The 16,731-nt window shown below is 69.3% G+C and carries 16 protein-coding genes and 1 tRNA gene; 10 read left to right on the top strand and 7 right to left on the bottom strand.

Going from position 1 to position 16,731, the window contains the following annotated elements:
- Window positions 1–83 precede the first annotated feature (83 nt).
- The 4 genes from HBH26_RS17735 to cpdR form a co-directional block, all read right to left on the bottom strand.
- Window positions 84–2,129 (bottom strand): PAS domain-containing protein, encoded by a 2,046-nt coding sequence (locus HBH26_RS17735; RefSeq protein WP_168135976.1) that lies wholly within the window; start codon window positions 2,127–2,129, stop codon window positions 84–86.
- 220 nt (window positions 2,130–2,349) lie between these two features.
- Window positions 2,350–2,625, bottom strand: coding sequence for a hypothetical protein (locus HBH26_RS20885; RefSeq protein WP_239024912.1), 276 nt, complete (start codon window positions 2,623–2,625; stop codon window positions 2,350–2,352).
- A gap of 340 nt (window positions 2,626–2,965) precedes the next feature.
- Window positions 2,966–3,040: transfer RNA gene (locus HBH26_RS17725), tRNA-Val, on the bottom strand.
- Window positions 3,041–3,088: 48 nt separating this feature from the next.
- Window positions 3,089–3,463 carry a cell cycle two-component system response regulator CpdR gene (cpdR, locus tag HBH26_RS17720; protein ID WP_168135975.1) on the bottom strand — a complete coding sequence of 125 codons (375 nt, stop codon included), beginning with the start codon at window positions 3,461–3,463 and terminating at the stop codon, window positions 3,089–3,091.
- A 138-nt stretch (window positions 3,464–3,601) separates the two neighbouring features.
- Between cpdR and HBH26_RS17715 the strand changes: the two genes are divergently transcribed.
- Window positions 3,602–4,435, top strand: a complete 834-nt coding sequence (locus tag HBH26_RS17715; RefSeq protein WP_168135974.1) for an N-formylglutamate amidohydrolase — start codon at window positions 3,602–3,604, stop codon at window positions 4,433–4,435.
- A 169-nt stretch (window positions 4,436–4,604) separates the two neighbouring features.
- Here HBH26_RS17715 and HBH26_RS17710 read toward each other — a convergent pair whose 3' ends face one another.
- From HBH26_RS17710 to HBH26_RS17700, 3 genes are read right to left on the bottom strand one after another with little or no spacing between them, the layout of a single operon-like run.
- A complete protein-coding gene (locus HBH26_RS17710; RefSeq protein WP_168135973.1) occupies window positions 4,605–5,150 on the bottom strand; it encodes a cytochrome b in 546 nt (181 codons plus the stop codon).
- Window positions 5,151–5,175: 25 nt separating this feature from the next.
- On the bottom strand, window positions 5,176–5,940 hold the full coding sequence (locus HBH26_RS17705; RefSeq protein ID WP_168135972.1) for a SapC family protein: 765 nt from the start codon (window positions 5,938–5,940) through the stop codon (window positions 5,176–5,178).
- A gap of 53 nt (window positions 5,941–5,993) precedes the next feature.
- On the bottom strand, window positions 5,994–7,457 hold the full coding sequence (locus HBH26_RS17700; RefSeq protein WP_168135971.1) for an FAD-binding oxidoreductase: 1,464 nt from the start codon (window positions 7,455–7,457) through the stop codon (window positions 5,994–5,996).
- 40 nt (window positions 7,458–7,497) lie between these two features.
- Here HBH26_RS17700 and HBH26_RS17695 point away from each other — a divergent pair, with 40 nt between their 5' ends.
- The 9 genes from HBH26_RS17695 to HBH26_RS17655 all read left to right on the top strand — a co-directional run bounded on the left by HBH26_RS17695 (window position 7,498) and on the right by HBH26_RS17655 (window position 16,645).
- Entirely contained in the window at window positions 7,498–7,974 is a 477-nt protein-coding gene (locus HBH26_RS17695; RefSeq protein ID WP_239024911.1) for a hypothetical protein, read from the top strand.
- Between the two features lie 104 nt (window positions 7,975–8,078).
- Entirely contained in the window at window positions 8,079–9,536 is a 1,458-nt protein-coding gene (locus HBH26_RS17690) for a DEAD/DEAH box helicase (RefSeq protein ID WP_168135969.1), read from the top strand.
- Between the two features lie 38 nt (window positions 9,537–9,574).
- The gene (locus HBH26_RS17685) at window positions 9,575–9,751 is read left to right on the top strand and encodes a DUF1289 domain-containing protein (protein ID WP_338057452.1); all 177 of its coding nucleotides are present in this window, start codon (window positions 9,575–9,577) and stop codon (window positions 9,749–9,751) included.
- Window positions 9,752–9,940: 189 nt separating this feature from the next.
- Window positions 9,941–11,872, top strand: coding sequence for a heme lyase CcmF/NrfE family subunit (locus HBH26_RS17680; protein ID WP_168135968.1), 1,932 nt, complete (start codon window positions 9,941–9,943; stop codon window positions 11,870–11,872).
- Window positions 11,869–12,396: a redoxin family protein gene (locus HBH26_RS17675; RefSeq protein WP_168135967.1), complete on the top strand. Its 528-nt coding sequence runs from the start codon at window positions 11,869–11,871 to the stop codon at window positions 12,394–12,396. Before HBH26_RS17680 ends, HBH26_RS17675 begins: the two co-directional genes overlap by 4 nt.
- Window positions 12,393–12,761, top strand: coding sequence for a cytochrome c-type biogenesis protein CcmH (locus HBH26_RS17670; protein ID WP_168135966.1), 369 nt, complete (start codon window positions 12,393–12,395; stop codon window positions 12,759–12,761). Before HBH26_RS17675 ends, HBH26_RS17670 begins: the two co-directional genes overlap by 4 nt.
- Window positions 12,762–12,844: 83 nt before the next feature.
- Window positions 12,845–14,059 (top strand): LLM class flavin-dependent oxidoreductase, encoded by a 1,215-nt coding sequence (locus HBH26_RS17665; RefSeq protein ID WP_168135965.1) that lies wholly within the window; start codon window positions 12,845–12,847, stop codon window positions 14,057–14,059.
- Window positions 14,056–15,129, top strand: a complete 1,074-nt coding sequence (locus tag HBH26_RS17660; protein WP_239024910.1) for a zinc-binding dehydrogenase — start codon at window positions 14,056–14,058, stop codon at window positions 15,127–15,129. Before HBH26_RS17665 ends, HBH26_RS17660 begins: the two co-directional genes overlap by 4 nt.
- A gap of 160 nt (window positions 15,130–15,289) precedes the next feature.
- Window positions 15,290–16,645 (top strand): cytochrome P450, encoded by a 1,356-nt coding sequence (locus HBH26_RS17655; RefSeq protein WP_168135964.1) that lies wholly within the window; start codon window positions 15,290–15,292, stop codon window positions 16,643–16,645.
- The last annotated feature ends 86 nt before the right edge of the window (window positions 16,646–16,731 follow it).

Raw genomic sequence — 16,731 nt, 5'->3', positions numbered from 1 at the left:
CCAGCATCCCGATCTCGCCGCCTGACACACCGCCAAGCGAGCAGCCTAGACCACCGGGATGAGGGGTCCTTTTTCGACGCCGATCACCCCGCTACCGGGGTCCCTTTTCCACGCCGATCCACAGCCATGTTCACCAGCGCCGTCTCGAACTGGCTCGGATCGGCCTCTACGTAGCAGATCTCGCAGTCCGTCCGAGTGACAAGGCTGACACAGCTTCCCACCACCGTCCGCAGCATGTCGGTAATCGCGTCGATCCGCTGACCGACGTTGAAGACTTCCGGCTTGAGCGCCTGCCGTCGCGAGAATGCCAGTAGCTGGCCGGTCAGCTTCGCGGCCCGGTCCGCGGTGTCGGCGATCGCCTCGACGTACCGTCCACGTTTCTCCTCAGCGAGGCTCGGCCGGCGCAGCATCTCGGCCGCGCCTTTGATGACCGTCAGAAGGTTGTTGAAGTCGTGGGCGACGCCGCCCGTCAGCTGCCCCACGGCCTCCAGTTTCTGGCTTTGCCGCAGCGCATCCTCGATCTTCATCCGCGCCGAGACCTCCTCGATGACGCGATGTTCGAGCGTTTCGTTCAGCTGCTTGAGGGCGGCCTCCGCTTCCTTGTGCGGCGTGAGATCGTGGATGGCGCCGACCATCCGCCTCGCAATCCCATCCTTGTCCCGCAACACGGTGCCTCGGTCGAGCACCTCGGCATAGCTGCCGTCCTTCCGTGCGAAGCGATATTGAGCCGTCCAGGACGTATCGCCGTCCGAGATCGCGTGCTCGATCCCACTGACGACACGATCGCGATCGTGCGGATGCACCTTGCTCTTCCACCAAGCGCCGGTTTCCTCGATGTCGGCGGGATCGTAGCGGGAGAGGCGCTCGATGGCCTCGTTCCAACGGAGGAAGTCCGTGTCTAGGTTCCAGTCCCAGATGACATCGTTGGTCGCCTGCGCCGCGAGACGATAGCGTTCTTCCGCTTCCTGAAGTGCCAGCTCGGAACGCTTCCGATCGGACTCGTCGCGCCCGATTTTGAGGAACGCGACCTCTTTCTCATTGGCGCGGCGCAGGTGATTGGATGATCCGTTGATGAAGACCAGACTTCCATCTTTGCGCACGTGCCAGCGCACGTCGGGGGCACTGCCGTTGCGACGAGCAAGATCGGCCTCTTGTGCCGGCACATCTTCCCGGCGATCCTGATCCGTGAAGAGGATATCCACTGGCTGACCGATCGCTTCCGAAGCCCCATAGCCGAAGGTCTCGGCTGCACCTGGCGACCAAGTGAGGATGCGTCGGCTTTGATCGAGTGTCATGATGGCGTAGTCGGTGGCGGAGTCGACGATCAGCTGAAGGCGCTGTTCGCGGTCACGCAGCGCCTCTTCCGTCTCGCGACGCTCGGTTACGTCGAGGACGAACTCGACCACTTCCTCGGTGCTGACACGACGTGGAGCGAACAGGCCCCACCAGCGGCTCCCGTCCTTGCGAAAATATTGTTTTTCGTAGGGCACCGCCTCGCCGAAGGTGTTGACCTGATAAACGGCAGCTTCCGACTGGGGCCAGAATTCCTTGGGTGTCAGCTCTTGCCACGTCAGCCCGATCGCCTCAGCGCGCGTGAAGCCCGTCATGCCAAGAAAGGCGTCGTTCACCTGTGTAAGGCGGAAATCGACGCCCCAATAGATGATCCCCACAGTCTTGATGTCGAAACTGCTGCGGACCCGCTGCTCCGCCAGCACCCGGTTGGTGACGTCGTTGCCCTGCACGAAGATACCAGTGACGGCGCCATCCGAATCACGGATGGGCTGCAGGATGAGGTCGAGAACCCTGTCCCTCGGCTCTCCCGGGATGCTCGTTTCAGACGGGAGGCGCACGCCCTCCAAGCGAACTGGCTCGCCCCGTTTGTAGGCTTCGTTGAGCCTTCTGACCGCGGCCGCGGAAAGCTCGGGAGGCAACACTTCACCAGCGGTGAGCCCGACGGTTCTACTCGCCCCGAACAATTGCTTAAACGCCTCGTTCGCCAAGACGATGCGGTGATTAGGCTCGCGGAGCAGCGCCATGAGGCTCGGCGCCTGGTCGAACATCTGCGCGAGGCGATCGCGCTCGTCGCCGTGAGTGAGGGATTGTTCAGGTGTAGGTGAAGCGAAAGACATGCACCAAAAACGCCGCTGTCTCAAATAGTTGCCGTCCGCGGCCCGAAAGGGGGTGCAGTATGGGCGCTTTATGGTTCGCGTGCTCAGCAACTCCTCTGGGTACGCCAGACAGCGGAACGAGCGGCCGGACCATCGATGCGCTCGGATTAGTATCGCCGTACCAGTCGGGATTAACGTACGGTCACTCTCGGGGACGCGGTATTCATCGTGCCATGGCCGATTATGGGTCTTGGCGTTTATGAGAAGCCAACAACCCTATGGGGGACGTAGGGCTCCTCCAGTCGGGCAATCTCGCTTTCAGACAGATCACGAGTGGGAAGCGGCGATCCACGACCGGCCGGATGCCGCTGGCATCGAGGGCGCGTACGAAGTCCTGCTGCTCGCGCCGGCTGCCGACGATCAGGCCCTGCAGCCGCGCCTGCTTCGCCATCAGCGCCGCGGTCGGCACCTCGCCGGCGCTGCCGGTCGGATCCTCCAGCGACACGTCCTTCAACATGATGCCCCCGGCACCGGCCCGGATCGCAGCGACGACGAGGTCGCTGTCGTCGAACGCGTTGGTTAGTCGGACGACCCGGGGGCTGGATGCCCGGCGAAACGCTCTCGCGATCGTAGTCGAGGACGTCACACTCCACATCGCCGCTCTGGATCGCTTCCAGAAGCTGCGATTTACCGGTCCCGTTGAGTCCAACGGCCCATGAAGTGGTCTGCCGAGCGACGAGCGGGCAAGCGTCGGCGAGACGAGAACATAAGGCGCCTTACCGCAGACGTCAGGCGCATGAGCAGTCGTGCAAGCGCGAAAAAGCCCGCCAAGCCTTTGGCCTAGCGGGCTAATTCGATGGTGGGCGTGGCAAGGATTGAACTTGCGACCCCTGCGATGTCAACACAGTGCTCTACCACTGAGCTACACGCCCACTCGGGAAGTGGCGCCTCTAGCCGCGTCGGCGGCGGGGCGCAAGCGGTTAAAGGCCGTTCGCCTCCCCCACCTGGAACAGTCGGTCGACCTCCATCACCAGGTCGCGCAGGTGGAACGGCTTCGACAGGACGCGCGCCTGCGGCATCGCGCCGCCCGCCTTCAGCGTCACCGCCGCGAAGCCGGTGATGAACATGACGCGCAGCCCCGGCACCATCGCCGCGGCCTTCTGCGCCAGTTCGATCCCGTCCATCTCCGGCATGACGATGTCGGTCAGCAGCAGGTCGAACGCCTCCCGCTCCAGCAGCGGCAGCGCCGCGGTGCCGCGATCGACGGCGGTGACGGCATAGCCCGACCGCTCCAGCGCCCGGGTCAGATACTCACGCATCACGTCGTCGTCTTCGGCCAGCAGAATGCGTATCATCGTGTCCCCGTTCTCCACGCGACGCCTTATGCCCTCCGCGGGTAAAACTTTCCACCCGCGCTTATGGTGAACATGGCCGCAACGCGCCGGATCGCCCGCATGTTGCGGCGCGGCGCGGTGTCACATAGGGTTCGTCCCATGCCCACCTCGTTCCGCGTCATCGGCAGCCCGTCGCCCGCCAGCCCGGTGGTGCTGTCCGTGCCGCACGCGGGGCGCGACTATCCGCTGTCACTGCGCGCCGCGCTGCGGGCGCCGTTCGCCAGCCTCGCCGCGCTGGAGGACCGCCACGTGGACGCCATCGCGCTGGCCGCGCGGGAGCGCGAGACGCTGCTGCTGCAGGAAATCCCGCGCGCCTGGATTGACCTGAACCGTGCCGAGCACGAGCGCGATCCCCTGCTGGACGAGGGCGCGCGGCCGGCGAACCTGTCGGCGAAGGTGCGCGCGGGGCTGGGCATCGTGCCGCGGCGGACCACGGTGGCGGGGGAATTGTGGCGCCGCCGGCTCGGCGCGGACGAGGTGGAGGCGCGGATCGCGGCCGATCACCGCCCGTACCATGGCGCGCTGGCGGAGACGCTGGCACAGGCGCGCGACCGATTCGGCACCGCGGTGCTTCTCGACATCCACTCCATGCCGCCGATCGCGGGCGGACGCGCGCGGATCGTGCTCGGCGACCGGTTCGGCCGCGCCGCGGCGGCACGCTTCGTTCACCGGATGGAGGCGGTGCTGGAGGCGGCGGACATGCCCTACGCGATCAACACGCCCTACGCCGGCGGCCACATCCTCGAGCGGCACGGCCGCCCGCACGATCGCATCCACGCCATCCAGCTGGAGATCGACCGCTCGCTCTACCTCGACGACCGGCTCGACGCGCCGGGGCCGGGCCTTGCGACGGTGACGCGGCTGGTGCGCGCGACGATCGACGCGCTGGCGGACGAGGCGTCGGCGGCGGGCCTGGCGCAGGCGGCGGAGTAACCGCATAAAAAAACCACCGCGTGCGACGCACGCGGTGGCCTAGGTTCAGGGAGGAGACACGCCAGACGGCGTGTCATACGGCCTCGCGAAAGGGGGGACACGAGAGCCGTACGGTATAAATGTAGGAGGCCCCCCGCAGGTTTCAAGCCCCGCGAAAAAAGCCCGACCTCTAGCGTGCGCTTGGCAGGATCCGGATCAAGGTGCGGTCGTGCAGGATGAGGTGGTGGCGCAGCGCCGCCGCGATGTGGAGCAGCACCAGCGCCGCCATCATCCAGCCCAGCACGCCGTGCACGTCGTACCCCATTCCCGCCTGCGCGGCCGAAACCGGCAGGTACGGGAGGTCGAAGGCGCCGAACCATGTCAGCGGGCGGCGGCGTTCCGGATTGGACGCCATCGCCCAGCCCGACAGCGGCATGAGCACCAGCAGCCCGTAGAGCGTCCAGTGCGTCGCGTGCGCCACCGCGCGCTCCCAGCCCGGGATGCTCCCCGGCAGCGGCGGCGAGCGATGCCCCAGCCGCCACACGATCCGCCCCAGCGTCAGCAGGAGGACGGTGATGCCGATCGCCTTGTGCAGCGGGAACAGCGCGCCGAGCGCGGGCACCGCGTCGCCGCCGAGCCCGCTGGCGAGATTGACGAGGACCAGAAGCGCGATCGTCCAGTGGAACGCGATCGCCACGGCCGAGTACCGGTCGTCCATCACCGGCCGTGTCGCCATCGCGCGTCCACCCGTTCGTGTCGCCTCAGACCAGCTGCGGCTGCGGCATCTTGCCCTGGGTCGCCTGGCGCGAGAAGATGTCGCGCATCAGCGCCAGCGAGAACAGGTGCGCGTAGATCAGCGGCAGCATGCCCGATTGCGTGATCTTGCGCAGCTGGTCCCCGCGCAGGTTCGTCAGCTTCTCCTCGTTCACCATCTGGAAGCCGCGGTAGACGAAGGGCTGCTCGACGCCGTCCTGCTGGATCGACACCTCGCCCTCCATCAGCAGCTCCATCTCGCGCAGCTCCTTTACGAACTGGCCGGTCTTCTGCGCGGCCTGCTCGAACTGCTCGGCGAAGGTGAGGATGTTGCGCGTAAACTCGGTCGGCTGCCCGTTCTCGAACAGCGCCTCGCCATCGTCGAACGCGCCGACCGTCGGTGCGGTGGGATCGAAGCACAGCGACAGCTCCTGCGCGTCGGGCCGCAGCCGGGCGAGCATGTACGGGTAGCGGCGCACGTAGGCGGGAACGTAGAAATTCTCTTCGGTCAGCGTGCCGTCCTCGCCGATGAAGACGTTGACGCCCTCGTTCAGGCCCATCAGCGCCAGCGGCACCGGTTCGTCGCCCGTGGCGAACACGATCGGCATGAAGCGCTGCACCATCGGGAATTCCTCCACGGTCAGCGGCACGGCGTGCTGGCCGACGAGGAACGGTGCGGCGTTGACGGAGCGCATCCGATAACCGGCGTGGGTCTCGCTCGAGAGCGGCTCCAGACCGTTGTAGAAGAGCGGAAGCTGCGGCGCGCTGGCCATGGTAATACTCCGTCGGATGGTTCAATGGCGCGCGGGCGCCGGGTGGCGCGGGCCTATTGCGTGGCGCGGCTGGGCGCAAGCGCGACGAGCTTGCCGGGATTGAGCAGTTCACCCGGATCGAAGGCTCGCTTGATCGCGCGCAGCGCGGCCATGCGCGCGGGCGAGGACAGGCGTTCCAGCTCCCCGCGCTTCATCTGCCCGATGCCGTGCTCGGCGGAGATCGAGCCGCCCGCGGCGGTGACGAGATCGTGGACGAAGGCGGAGACGACCGGCACGTCCTCGGCATACCAGCGCCCCGCATCGCGACCAGCGGGCGCGCGCACGTGGAAGTGGACGTTGCCGTCGCCCAGGTGGCCGAAGCCGGACGCGCGGGTGCCGGGGAAGCGCGCCTCGCACGCCGCCGCCGCCTCGATCATGAAGCGCGGCATCGTCGCGACCGGGACGGAGATGTCGTGCTGCGCCGCGGGACCGGTCGCGCGCTCCGCCTCGGAGATCGATTCGCGGATGCGCCAGAACGCGTCGGCCTGCGCCTCGCTGGCGGCGAGCGTGGCGTCGGCGGCGAGGCCGCGCTCGATCGCGTCGGCGAGCAGCCGTTCCAGCAGTGGCGCCGGATCGTCCTCCCCCGCTGCAACGGCCAATTCGACCAGCACGTGCCACGGATGCGCACCGGCCAGCGGTGCGCGGGTGCCGGGAATGTGGGCCAGCACCGCGGCGAGCGATTCGGCGGGCAGCAGCTCGAAGCTCTCCACAGCGTTCGTGACGGCGCGCGCGTGCCGCAGCAGCGCCATCGCCGCCTCCGGCGAGTTGACGCCGACCCACGCCACCGCCCGCGCCGCCACTGCCGGCACCAGCCGCAGGGTGGCGGCGGTGACGATCCCGAGCGTCCCCTCCGCGCCGACCAGCAATTGCGTCAGATCGTAGCCGCGGTTGTCCTTGGGCAGCGCGGACAGCCCGTCGTGCACCGCACCGTCCGCCAGCACCGCCTCCACGCCCAGCACCAGCGCGCGCATGTTGCCCCAGCGCAGCACCTGCGTCCCCCCCGCGTTGGTGGACACGAGGCCGCCGACCGTCGCCGACCCCTTGGCGCCCAGCGACAGCGGGAAGCGCTGGCCGGTGGCGGCGGCGGCGTCGTGCAGCTGCGACAGGATCACCCCGGCCTCGGCCACCGCCTGTCCCTCGCCCATCGCGCGCACGCGGGCCATGCGTCGCAGCGAGAGGATCGCGGCCGTGCCGTCCGCCGGCGGGGTCGCGCCGCCGACCATCGACGTGTTGCCGCCCTGCGGCACCAGCGGCACGCCCGCCGCGTGTGCGGCGGCGACGATCGCGCTCGCCTCCGCCGTGGTCGCGGGCTCGAACAGTGCGTGGGCGACGCCGTGGTAGCGGCCGCGCCAGTCGGTCAGCCACGGCGCGATCGCGGCGGGATCGGTCACGATCGCGCGCGGCGGCACGATCGTGCCAAGTCGGGACAGCAGCGTGTCGAGGGGCGTGGTCACGCGCGCCTCTTGAACGCAATTCATGCGTGGTTCAAACGACTCTGCGCATCGCGAAGGCTTCGCCATGATCGCCCGCTCCCTCCCCCTCCTGCTGGCTTGTGCCGCGCCGCTGCTGGTCTCGGCACAGGAGCCGCGCTCGCTGGACGGCACGCGGTGGGCGCAGCTGACGATCCGCGAGCGCATCGTCATCCGAATCCCGCGAGTGCGCCCTGTCACCGACGCCAGCGTGCGCAGCCTGTCCGCGCTGCCCGCGGCGGCGACGCCGGTGTGGATCGAGAAGCGCGCCGCGGACTGCGTGCCGGTGGCCGCGCTGACGGGCGCGTCGGTGGACCGGTCGGGCGCGGTGGATCTGACGACGGACGACGGGCGCCGGCTGCGCGCCAAGCTGGAGGACGAGTGCCCGACGCTCGACTTCTACTCCGGCTTCTACCTGAAGCGCACCGCCGACGGACAGGTGTGCGCGAAGCGGGACGCGCTGCGGTCGCGGTCGGGCGCGCATTGCGCGATCAAGGGTTTTCGGACGCTGACGGCGCGGCGCTGACGGCAAAGGTGGCTGTGGCGGCTTGACATCGCGCGCGCGATGGGGAAGCGCGTGGGGCGTGGGAAGGCGCGTCCGGCCGCCGTCCCGGCTAACCGGACATCTGCATGAGCTTCGCCGACCTCGGCCTTTCCGACGAACTCCTCCGCGCGGTGGGCGACACCGGCTATACCGAGCCGACGCCCATCCAGGCGAGCGCGATCCCCAGCGTGCTGATGATGCGCGACATGATCGGCATCGCGCAGACGGGCACGGGCAAGACCGCCAGCTTCGTGCTGCCCATGATCGACATCCTGGCGCACGGGCGCAGCCGCGCGCGGATGCCCCGCTCGCTGATCCTCGAACCAACCCGCGAACTCGCCGCTCAGGTGGCGGAGAATTTCGAGAAATACGGCAAGTATCACAAGCTTAGCATGGCGCTGCTGATCGGCGGCGTGCAGATGGGCGATCAGGTGAAGGCGCTGGAGAAGGGCGTCGACGTCCTGATCGCGACGCCGGGCCGGCTGATGGACCTGTTCCAGCGCGGCAAGATCCTGCTGAACGGCTGCTCGCTGCTCGTCATCGACGAGGCGGACCGGATGCTCGACATGGGGTTCATTCCCGACATCGAGGAGATCTGCACGAAGCTGCCCGCGCAGCGGCAGACGCTGCTGTTCTCCGCCACGATGCCGCCGCCGATCAAGAAACTGGCGGACAAGTTCCTGAGCAATCCGAAGACGATCGAGGTCGCGCGTCCGGCGTCGACCAACGTCAACATCACGCAGTGGGTGGTCCCGGTGAAGGGACCGGCGTTCGAGAAGCGCGCCACGCTGCGCCGACTGCTCGCGCAGGAGGAGGTGCGCACCGCGATCATCTTCTGCAACCGCAAGACCACGGTGCGCGAGCTGAACAAGTCGCTGAAGAGCCATGGCCTCGCCAGCGGCGAGATCCACGGCGACATGGATCAGCCGGCACGCCTCGCCGAGCTCGACCGGTTCAAGAAGGGCGACGTCAACATCCTGGTCGCCAGCGACGTCGCCGCGCGCGGGCTGGACATCAAGGGCGTCAGCCACGTCTTCAACTTCGACGCGCCCTGGCATCCCGACGATTACGTCCACCGCATCGGCCGCACCGGTCGCGCGGGCGCGACGGGCACGGCCTACACTTTCGTCGGACCGGACGATCAGGAGAATATCGACAATATCGAGAAGCTGACCGGGCAGAAGATCCAGCGGCTCTCCGACCTGCCCGATGCGCCTGCGCGCGACGAGCGTCCCGCCGCGCGCGAGGACCGATCGCGCCGCGTTCGCGCCGAGCGGCGCCCGCGCCGCCCGGAGACGGGCCCCGACCAGGCGGAGGCGCCGCCCCGCCGCGAGCGCGAGGAGCGGCGACCCCACCGGCAGGAGACCGCTCGCGACGACGCGCCCCGCACGGCGCAGCCGGAGCGGTCGCCCGATCCGGGCCGCGAGCGTCGCCCGCGCCGCGAAAGCTGGCGCGACCAGCGCGACGACCAGCGTGGCGAGGCGCCGGATGTGGGCTGGAACGGCCCGGTGCCCGATTTCCTCGGAGTGGCGCTGACCCGCTGACCCGCTGACCCGCTGACCCGCTGACCGGGCGATTGGCCGTGGACACCGACCCTCCATCCCCCTGCACGCTCGTCTGCACGATCGACGCGCGCACCGGCTGGTGCCTCGGCTGTCATCGCACGCTGGACGAGATCGCGGGCTGGAGCCGCGCGGAGGCGGACGAGAAGCGCGCGATCCTGGCGCGGGTGGCGGCTCGGTCGGGAAGCGACGGCTAGGGCACGGTCCATTTGGACCTGCCGATGACATCGCCTGCAATCGACTGTCGTCCGGCACGTGTCCCGGATAACGCGACGGGCGACGGATGATCGTCGGCCATCCTGCCGCCGCACTGCGCCTTCATGCCGCTTGTTGCGGATCGGCGCTGCCCTTAAAGCGGCGGCGACGATGATGTTCCTCCTGCATCGATGACCGCCGAGTTCGGCCTCGCCGCCTTGTGGCTCGCCGCGGCGCTGGCGGTGCTCCAGTGCGCGCTGGCGACGCTGGGCCTCGCGCGCGGCCGTGCCGAGGCGTTCGGCGCGGTGCGGGCGGCGGCGGTGGTGCAGGGCGCGCTGGTCGCGGCGGCGATGGCGGCGCTGATCGCGTGCTTCCTCGCCAGCGACATGTCGGTGGCGCTGGTGGCGACGAACAGCCACTCGATGAAGCCGTGGCTCTACAAGCTGGCGGGCGCGTGGGGGAACCATGAAGGCTCGATGCTGCTGTGGGTGACGATCCTCGGCCTCGCCGGCGGGGCGGTGGCGCGCTTCGAGCGGCGGTTGGCGGAGCGGACGCTGATGGCGACGCTGGGCGCGCAGGCGGCGATCGCGCTCGGGTTCTACGCCTTCCTCCTCTTCGCCTCCAATCCGTTCGCGCGGCTGGATCCGGCGCCTGCCGACGGCGCGGGGCTGAACCCGCTGCTGCAGGACCCTGGGCTCGCCTTCCACCCGCCGACGCTCTACGCCGGCTACGTCGGCCTCTCCGTCGCCTTCTCCTTCGCCGTGGGCGCGCTGGTGACGCGCGACGTCGGCCCGGTGTTCGCGCGCGCGATGCGGCCCTGGGTGCTGATCGCCTGGACCTTCCTGACGCTGGGGATCACCGCGGGCAGCTATTGGGCCTATTACGAGCTCGGCTGGGGCGGTTGGTGGTTCTGGGATCCGGTGGAGAACGCCTCGCTGATGCCGTGGCTCGCCGCCACCGCGCTGCTCCACTCGGTCAGCGTGCTGGCGACGCGCGACGGCCTGCGCGCCTGGACGGTGATGCTGGCGGTGGTCGCCTTTTCCATGTCGATGCTGGGCACCTTCCTCGTCCGCTCGGGCATCCTGACGAGCGTCCATGCCTTCGCCGTCGATCCGGCGCGGGGCAGCTTCATTCTGGCGCTGCTGGTGCTCTACATCGGCGCCGCGCTGGTGCTGTTCGCGCTTCGCATCGGTACCGTGCGGCAGGGGACGCCGTTCGATCCGCTGAGCCGCGAGGGGTCGCTGGTCGCGAACAACCTGCTGCTCACCGTGATCCTCGGCATCGTGCTGATCGGCACCTTCTACCCCATCGTCGCCGCCGCGTTCGGCACGCAATTGTCGGTCGGCCCGCCGTTCTTCGATTCGACTGCGGGGCCGGTCGCGCTGCTTCTGGTCGCCGTCATGGCGGCGGGGCCGCTGATGCGCTGGCGGCGCGAGGACGGCGAGGCGCTGCTTCAGCGCATGACCTGGCCGATCGCCGCGACGCTGGCGGCGGGCGCCGGCGTCTTCGTGCTGGCGGGGCCGATCCGCCCGCTGCCGCTGGCCGGCATTGCGCTCGCCGCCGGCCTGGCCGTCGCCAGCCTCGCGCCGCTCGCGCGTCGCAACCTGCGCCGGGCGCCGCTGTTCCTGTACGGCATGGTCGTCGCGCACCTGGGCATCGCCGTCAGCCTGGCCGGCATGGCCGCCTCCACAGCCTTCACGCGGGAGACGCTGGCCGCGGTCGGCGCGGGGGAGCCGGTGCGCGTGGCGGGCTATTCGGTGACGCTGGACGGCGTGCGGCCGGTCATCGGCGACAATTGGACCGCGCTGGAGGCGCGTCTGTCGGTGCTGGACGACGACGGCGCGCGCTTTGTCCTGCGCCCGCAGGTGCGCTACTTCACCGATCCCGTCACCTCCACCAACGAGAGCGCGATCGCGACGCTGGCGGGCGGGCAGCTCTACACCGTGCTGGGCGCGATGGGCGAGGACGGGCGCTGGCAGCTGCGGCTGTGGTGGAAGCCGTTCGTGACGCTGATCTGGTTGGGTGGCGCACTGATCGCGCTGGGCGGGATCCTCTCGCTCGTCGGTCACGTCCTGCGCGAGCGGCGGCAGCGACGGCCGGTCGCATCAGAGGTGCCGGCATGAGGCGCTGGTTGCTCTGGCTGCCGCTATGCGCGTTCGGCGTGATTGTGGCCGTGGTCGCCTGGGGCCTGTACCGGCCGGCAGATCGTACGGTCTACTCGCGCCTGGTCGGCCAGCCGCTGCCCGATTTCACGCTGGCGCCGATGGTGCAGGGCAAGCCGGGCGTGTCCAGCGCCGACTTTCGCCAGGGCACGCCACGGCTGCTGAACGTCTTCGCCAGCTGGTGCGTGCCCTGCATCGCGGAGGCGCCGCACCTGATGACGCTGAAGGCCGCGGGCGTGCCGATCGACGCCGTCGCGATCAACGACAAGCCCGATGCGGTCACGCGCTTCCTGCGCCGCAACGGCGACCCCTATGCGCGGATCGGCGACGACCGGCACAGCCGCCTCCAGCTCGCGCTCGGCTCGTCGGGCGTACCGGAGACGTTCGTCATCGACGCGCGCGGGCGGATCGTGAAGCAGCACGTCGGCGACATCCGCGCGGAGGACGTGCCCATCCTGCTCCAGACGCTGGCGGCGGCGAAGTGATCGCGGCGCTGCTGCTCGCCGCGGCGACGCCCAACCTCGCCTACACGCAGCTGCGCGATCCGGCGCAGGAGGCGGACGCGCGCGCGCTGATGGAGAGCATTCGCTGCCTGGTCTGCCAGGGCCAGTCGATCGCCGATTCGGACGCCGACATCGCGGGGGAGATGCGCGCGCTGGTGCGCGGGCGCATCGCCGCGGGGCAGACGCCGCGGCAGGTGCGCGATTGGCTGGTGGCGCGCTACGGCGCCTATGTCACCTACGATCCCCCGCTCGGCTGGGCCACCGCGCCCTTGTGGCTCGCGCCGGTCGCGCTGCTGGCGCTCGGCGCCTGGGTGGCGCGGGGTAGCTTCCGCCGCAGGGGCCGGTAGGCGGCCCCAACTTTTTGCTTGGCGCACGCCCGTCGGCGACATAGGTTCCGCACCAGAACAAAAGTTACGGCAGGAGAGCGGGCATGACGGACCGGCTGCGCTTCGGCGCCTTCATCGCGCCCTTCCACGCGCTGGACGAGAACCCGACGCTCGCGATCGAGCGCGATCTCGACCTCGTCGTCCTGATGGACCGGCTCGGCTACGACGAGGCGTGGATCGGTGAGCACCACTCGGCCGGCTACGAGCTGATCGCCTCGCCCGAACTGTTCATCGCCACCGTCGCGGAACGGACGAAGCGCATCCGGCTCGGCACCGGCGTCTCCTCGCTGCCCTATCATCACCCGCTGATGCTGGCCGATCGCATCAACCAGCTCGACCATATCACCCGCGGGCGCGTGATGTTCGGCGTCGGCCCCGGCGCGCTGCCGTCCGACGCCTTCATGATGGGCATCCCCGTCGCCAAGCAGCGCGACCGGATGGACGAGGCGCTCGACGTCCTCGTGCCCCTCCTGCGCGGCGAGACGGTGACGAAGACGACCGACTGGTTCACGCTGAACGAGGCGCGGTTGCAGATGACGCCCTATTCGCGCCCCTCGGTCGAGATCGCAGTGGCGAGCCAGGTGTCGCCGACCGGCGCCTCGGCCGCCGGTCGCCACGGCGTCGGCGTGCTGTCGATCGGCGCGACGCAGGCCGGCGGCTTCAACGCGCTCGCCACCAACTGGGCGATCGCCGAAGAGGCGGCGCGCGACGCCGGGCGCACGATGGACCGGTCGCAGTGGCGCCTCGTCGGCCCGATGCACGTCGCCCGCACCACCGAGGAGGCGCGCGCGCAGGTGCGCCACGGCATCGAGCAGTGGCTGTATTATTTCAGAGAGGTCGCCGCGCTGCCGCTGGCGCCGCAGGACGGGTCGGACCCGGTCGATTCGCTGGTGAACTCGGGCATGGCGGTGGTCGGCAATCCCGACGAGGCGGCGGCGCAGATCGCACGGTTGCAGGAGCAGTCGGGCGGCTTCGGTGCGTATCTGACGCTCGACACCAACTGGGCCGACTGGGCGGACAAGACGGCCAGCTACGAGCTGATCGCGCGCCACGTCATGCCGCGCTTTCAGGGAAGCAACACGAACCGCGATGCATCCTTGCGCTGGGCGGCGGACAATCGCCCGCGCTTCATCGGAGAGGCGCAGAAGGCGGTCGGCGCGCGCGTGGCGCAACACGTCGCGCAGAAGGGAACGGACAACATACGGCCGGAGATCCTGGCGGCGATGGGGTTGGACAAGAAGCCGGAAGCCGCGGAATGATGCGCGCGGTCGTCCGCCGCGGCCGGGCGCTGGCGCTCGACACGCTCGCCCGACCCGAGCCGGGGGCGGGGCAGGTGCTGGCGCGGACGCTCGCCTGCGGCATCTGCGGATCGGACCTGCACGCGGTCCACTCGATGGAGCAGATGGTCGAGCTCTCCGCCCGCGCGGGCGAGCCGGTGCTGATCGATCCCGCGCGCGACATCGTCTTCGGGCACGAATTCTGCGCCGAGATCGTCGATCACGGCCCCGGCACCGACCGCCGACTGAAAGCGGGCACGCGTGTCGTCTCCGTGCCGGTCGCGCCGACGCCGCTCGGGTTCGAGACGATCGGTTATTCGAACCGCTTCCCCGGTGGCTTCGCCGAGGCGATGGTGCTCACCGAGGCGATGCTGCTGGAGGTGCCGGGCGGCCTGTCCGAGGTCCACGCCGCGATGACCGAGCCGTTCGCGGTGGGCGAGCACGCCGTTGCCGAATCGGATGCGGGCGCCGACACGGTCAACCTCGTCGTCGGCTGCGGCCCGGTCGGCCTCGCCGTCATCGCCGCCCTGAAGGCGCGCGGTCTGGGGCCGGTGATCGCCAGCGACTATTCGCCCGCGCGTCGCCGCATAGCGGAGGCGTTCGGCGCCGACGTGGTGGTCGATCCGGCGCGGGACAGCCCGCACGCGCGCTGGCGCGACTGGGGTGTGCCCGTCAGCCGGACCGAGCGTTCGGTGCTGGCGATCGGCGGCACCGCGGGCAAGCGTGCCATCGTCTTCGAGTGCGTCGGCGTGCCTGGCGTGATCCAGTCGCTGGTGGAGGGCGTGCCGGTCGGCACGCAGATCATGGTCGTAGGCGTCTGCATGCAGACCGACGCGATCGAGCCGTTTCTGTGTATCAACAAGTCGATCGAGCTGAAGTTCGTGCTCGGCTACACGCCCGACGAGTTCGCCGCCACGCTGCACCGCATCGCCCAGGGCATGATCGACGTCGCGCCCGTCGTCACCGGGGAGGTGGGTCTGGAGGGCGTCGCCGATGCCTTCGCGGCGCTCGGCGATCCGGAGAAGCACTGCAAGATCGTGGTGCGGCCGTGAGGGCGCACCTGGGCAAGATCGTCGTGCGGCCATGGGGCCGCACGCGGGCAAGATCGACGTGAGACCCTAGACACCACCCCGTTCGCCCTGGGCGAAGTCGAAGGGCAGCCTCCCTGGCTTCGACTTCGCTCGGCCCGAACGGATGTTGCGGAGAGAGAGCATGCACCTCGTCAGCGACCGTATCATCGAAGGGCGGCAGGGCCCGACGCGACCGCTCGCTTATCCCACCGTGCCGGGGGTGGACCTGACCGACATCTACCGCTTCACGAACGGCCAGCCGTGGGACGATTTCCGCCGGATGCGCGAGACGGCGCCGGTGATGTGGCACCCGATGCCGCGTGACGGAGTGGGGTTTTGGGCACTCACCAGCTTCGCCGCGGTGAAGCAGGTGAACGGCGATCCGGAGGCCTTCTCGTCGGAGAAGGGAGGCATCCTGATGGCATTGGGCGCGGAGGAGACGCGGCACCCCACCTTGTTCTCCGCCTCCACCAACTCGATGATCAACCTCGACGGGCGCCCGCACCGCCAGCTTCGCAAGGAGCACATGCCCTATTTCACCGCTACCTATATGCGGTCCCTGCGCGACCGCGTGTCGGCGGAGGTGACGCGGCTGCTCGACACCATGGCGCCGCTGGGCCGCTGCGACTTCGTCGAGAAGTTCGCGCAGCGGCTGCCGATCTTCACCCTGTGCGAGATGCTGGGTGTGCCCGAGAGCGACCGCGAGCGCTTCATGAGCTGGATCCACTTCCTCGAGATGGCGCAGCAGATCGCGGTGGAGCAGATCGACCAGCTCGCCGGCCTGTCCGAACCCAATCCGCAGATCGCCGCCTTCATCGAGCTGTTCAACCGCAACGTGGCGGAGATGTTCGAGTACGGCCGCGACATGCTGGCCAAGCGCCGCGCCGACCCGCAAGCCGACCTGATGAGCGCGATCGCCAATGCCGAAGTGGAGGGCGAGAAGCTGCCGGGCGAGTATCTCGACGGCGCGTGGCTGCTGATCGTGTTCGCCGGCAACGACACGACGCGCAACTCGCTCTCCGGGGCCATGAAGCTGTTCACGGAGAATCCGGCGGAGAAGGCGGCGCTGCAGGCGGACGGCGGCCTGCTGACCAATGCGGTGCACGAGATCACGCGGATGGTCTCCCCCGTCATCTACATGCGCCGCACCGCGACTCGCGACGTGGAGGTGGAGGGGCAGGTGATCGCCGAGGGCGAGAAGGCGATCATGTACTACGGCGCCGCCAACCGCGATCCGGCCGTCTTCGCCGATCCCGACCGCTTCGACATCCGCCGCGCCAATGCGGAGAAGAACATCGCCTTCGGCCACGGCCCGCACATCTGCATCGGGCGGATGACCGCACAGTTGCAGCTGGAGGATGCGTATCGGCAGATCTTCGCCCGCTTCCCCGACATCCGCTGGTCGGGCGAGATGGACATCGCGCCGAACAACTTCGTCCACGCGGTGAAGCGGCTGGAAGTGGAATTCACGCCGGAGCGAAAGGCCGCGGCGGCGTAGGTCCGTCGCTCCGTTCGTACTGAGCGAAGTCGAAGCACAGGCTCGTCACCCGAGGCCTTCGACCGCGCTCAGGCCGAACGGCGGGC

This window comes from Sphingomonas corticis (assembly GCF_012035195.1).
In the GTDB taxonomy this organism is placed as follows: domain Bacteria; phylum Pseudomonadota; class Alphaproteobacteria; order Sphingomonadales; family Sphingomonadaceae; genus Sphingomonas; species Sphingomonas corticis.
This window is presented reverse-complemented; position numbering and strand designations above follow the sequence as displayed.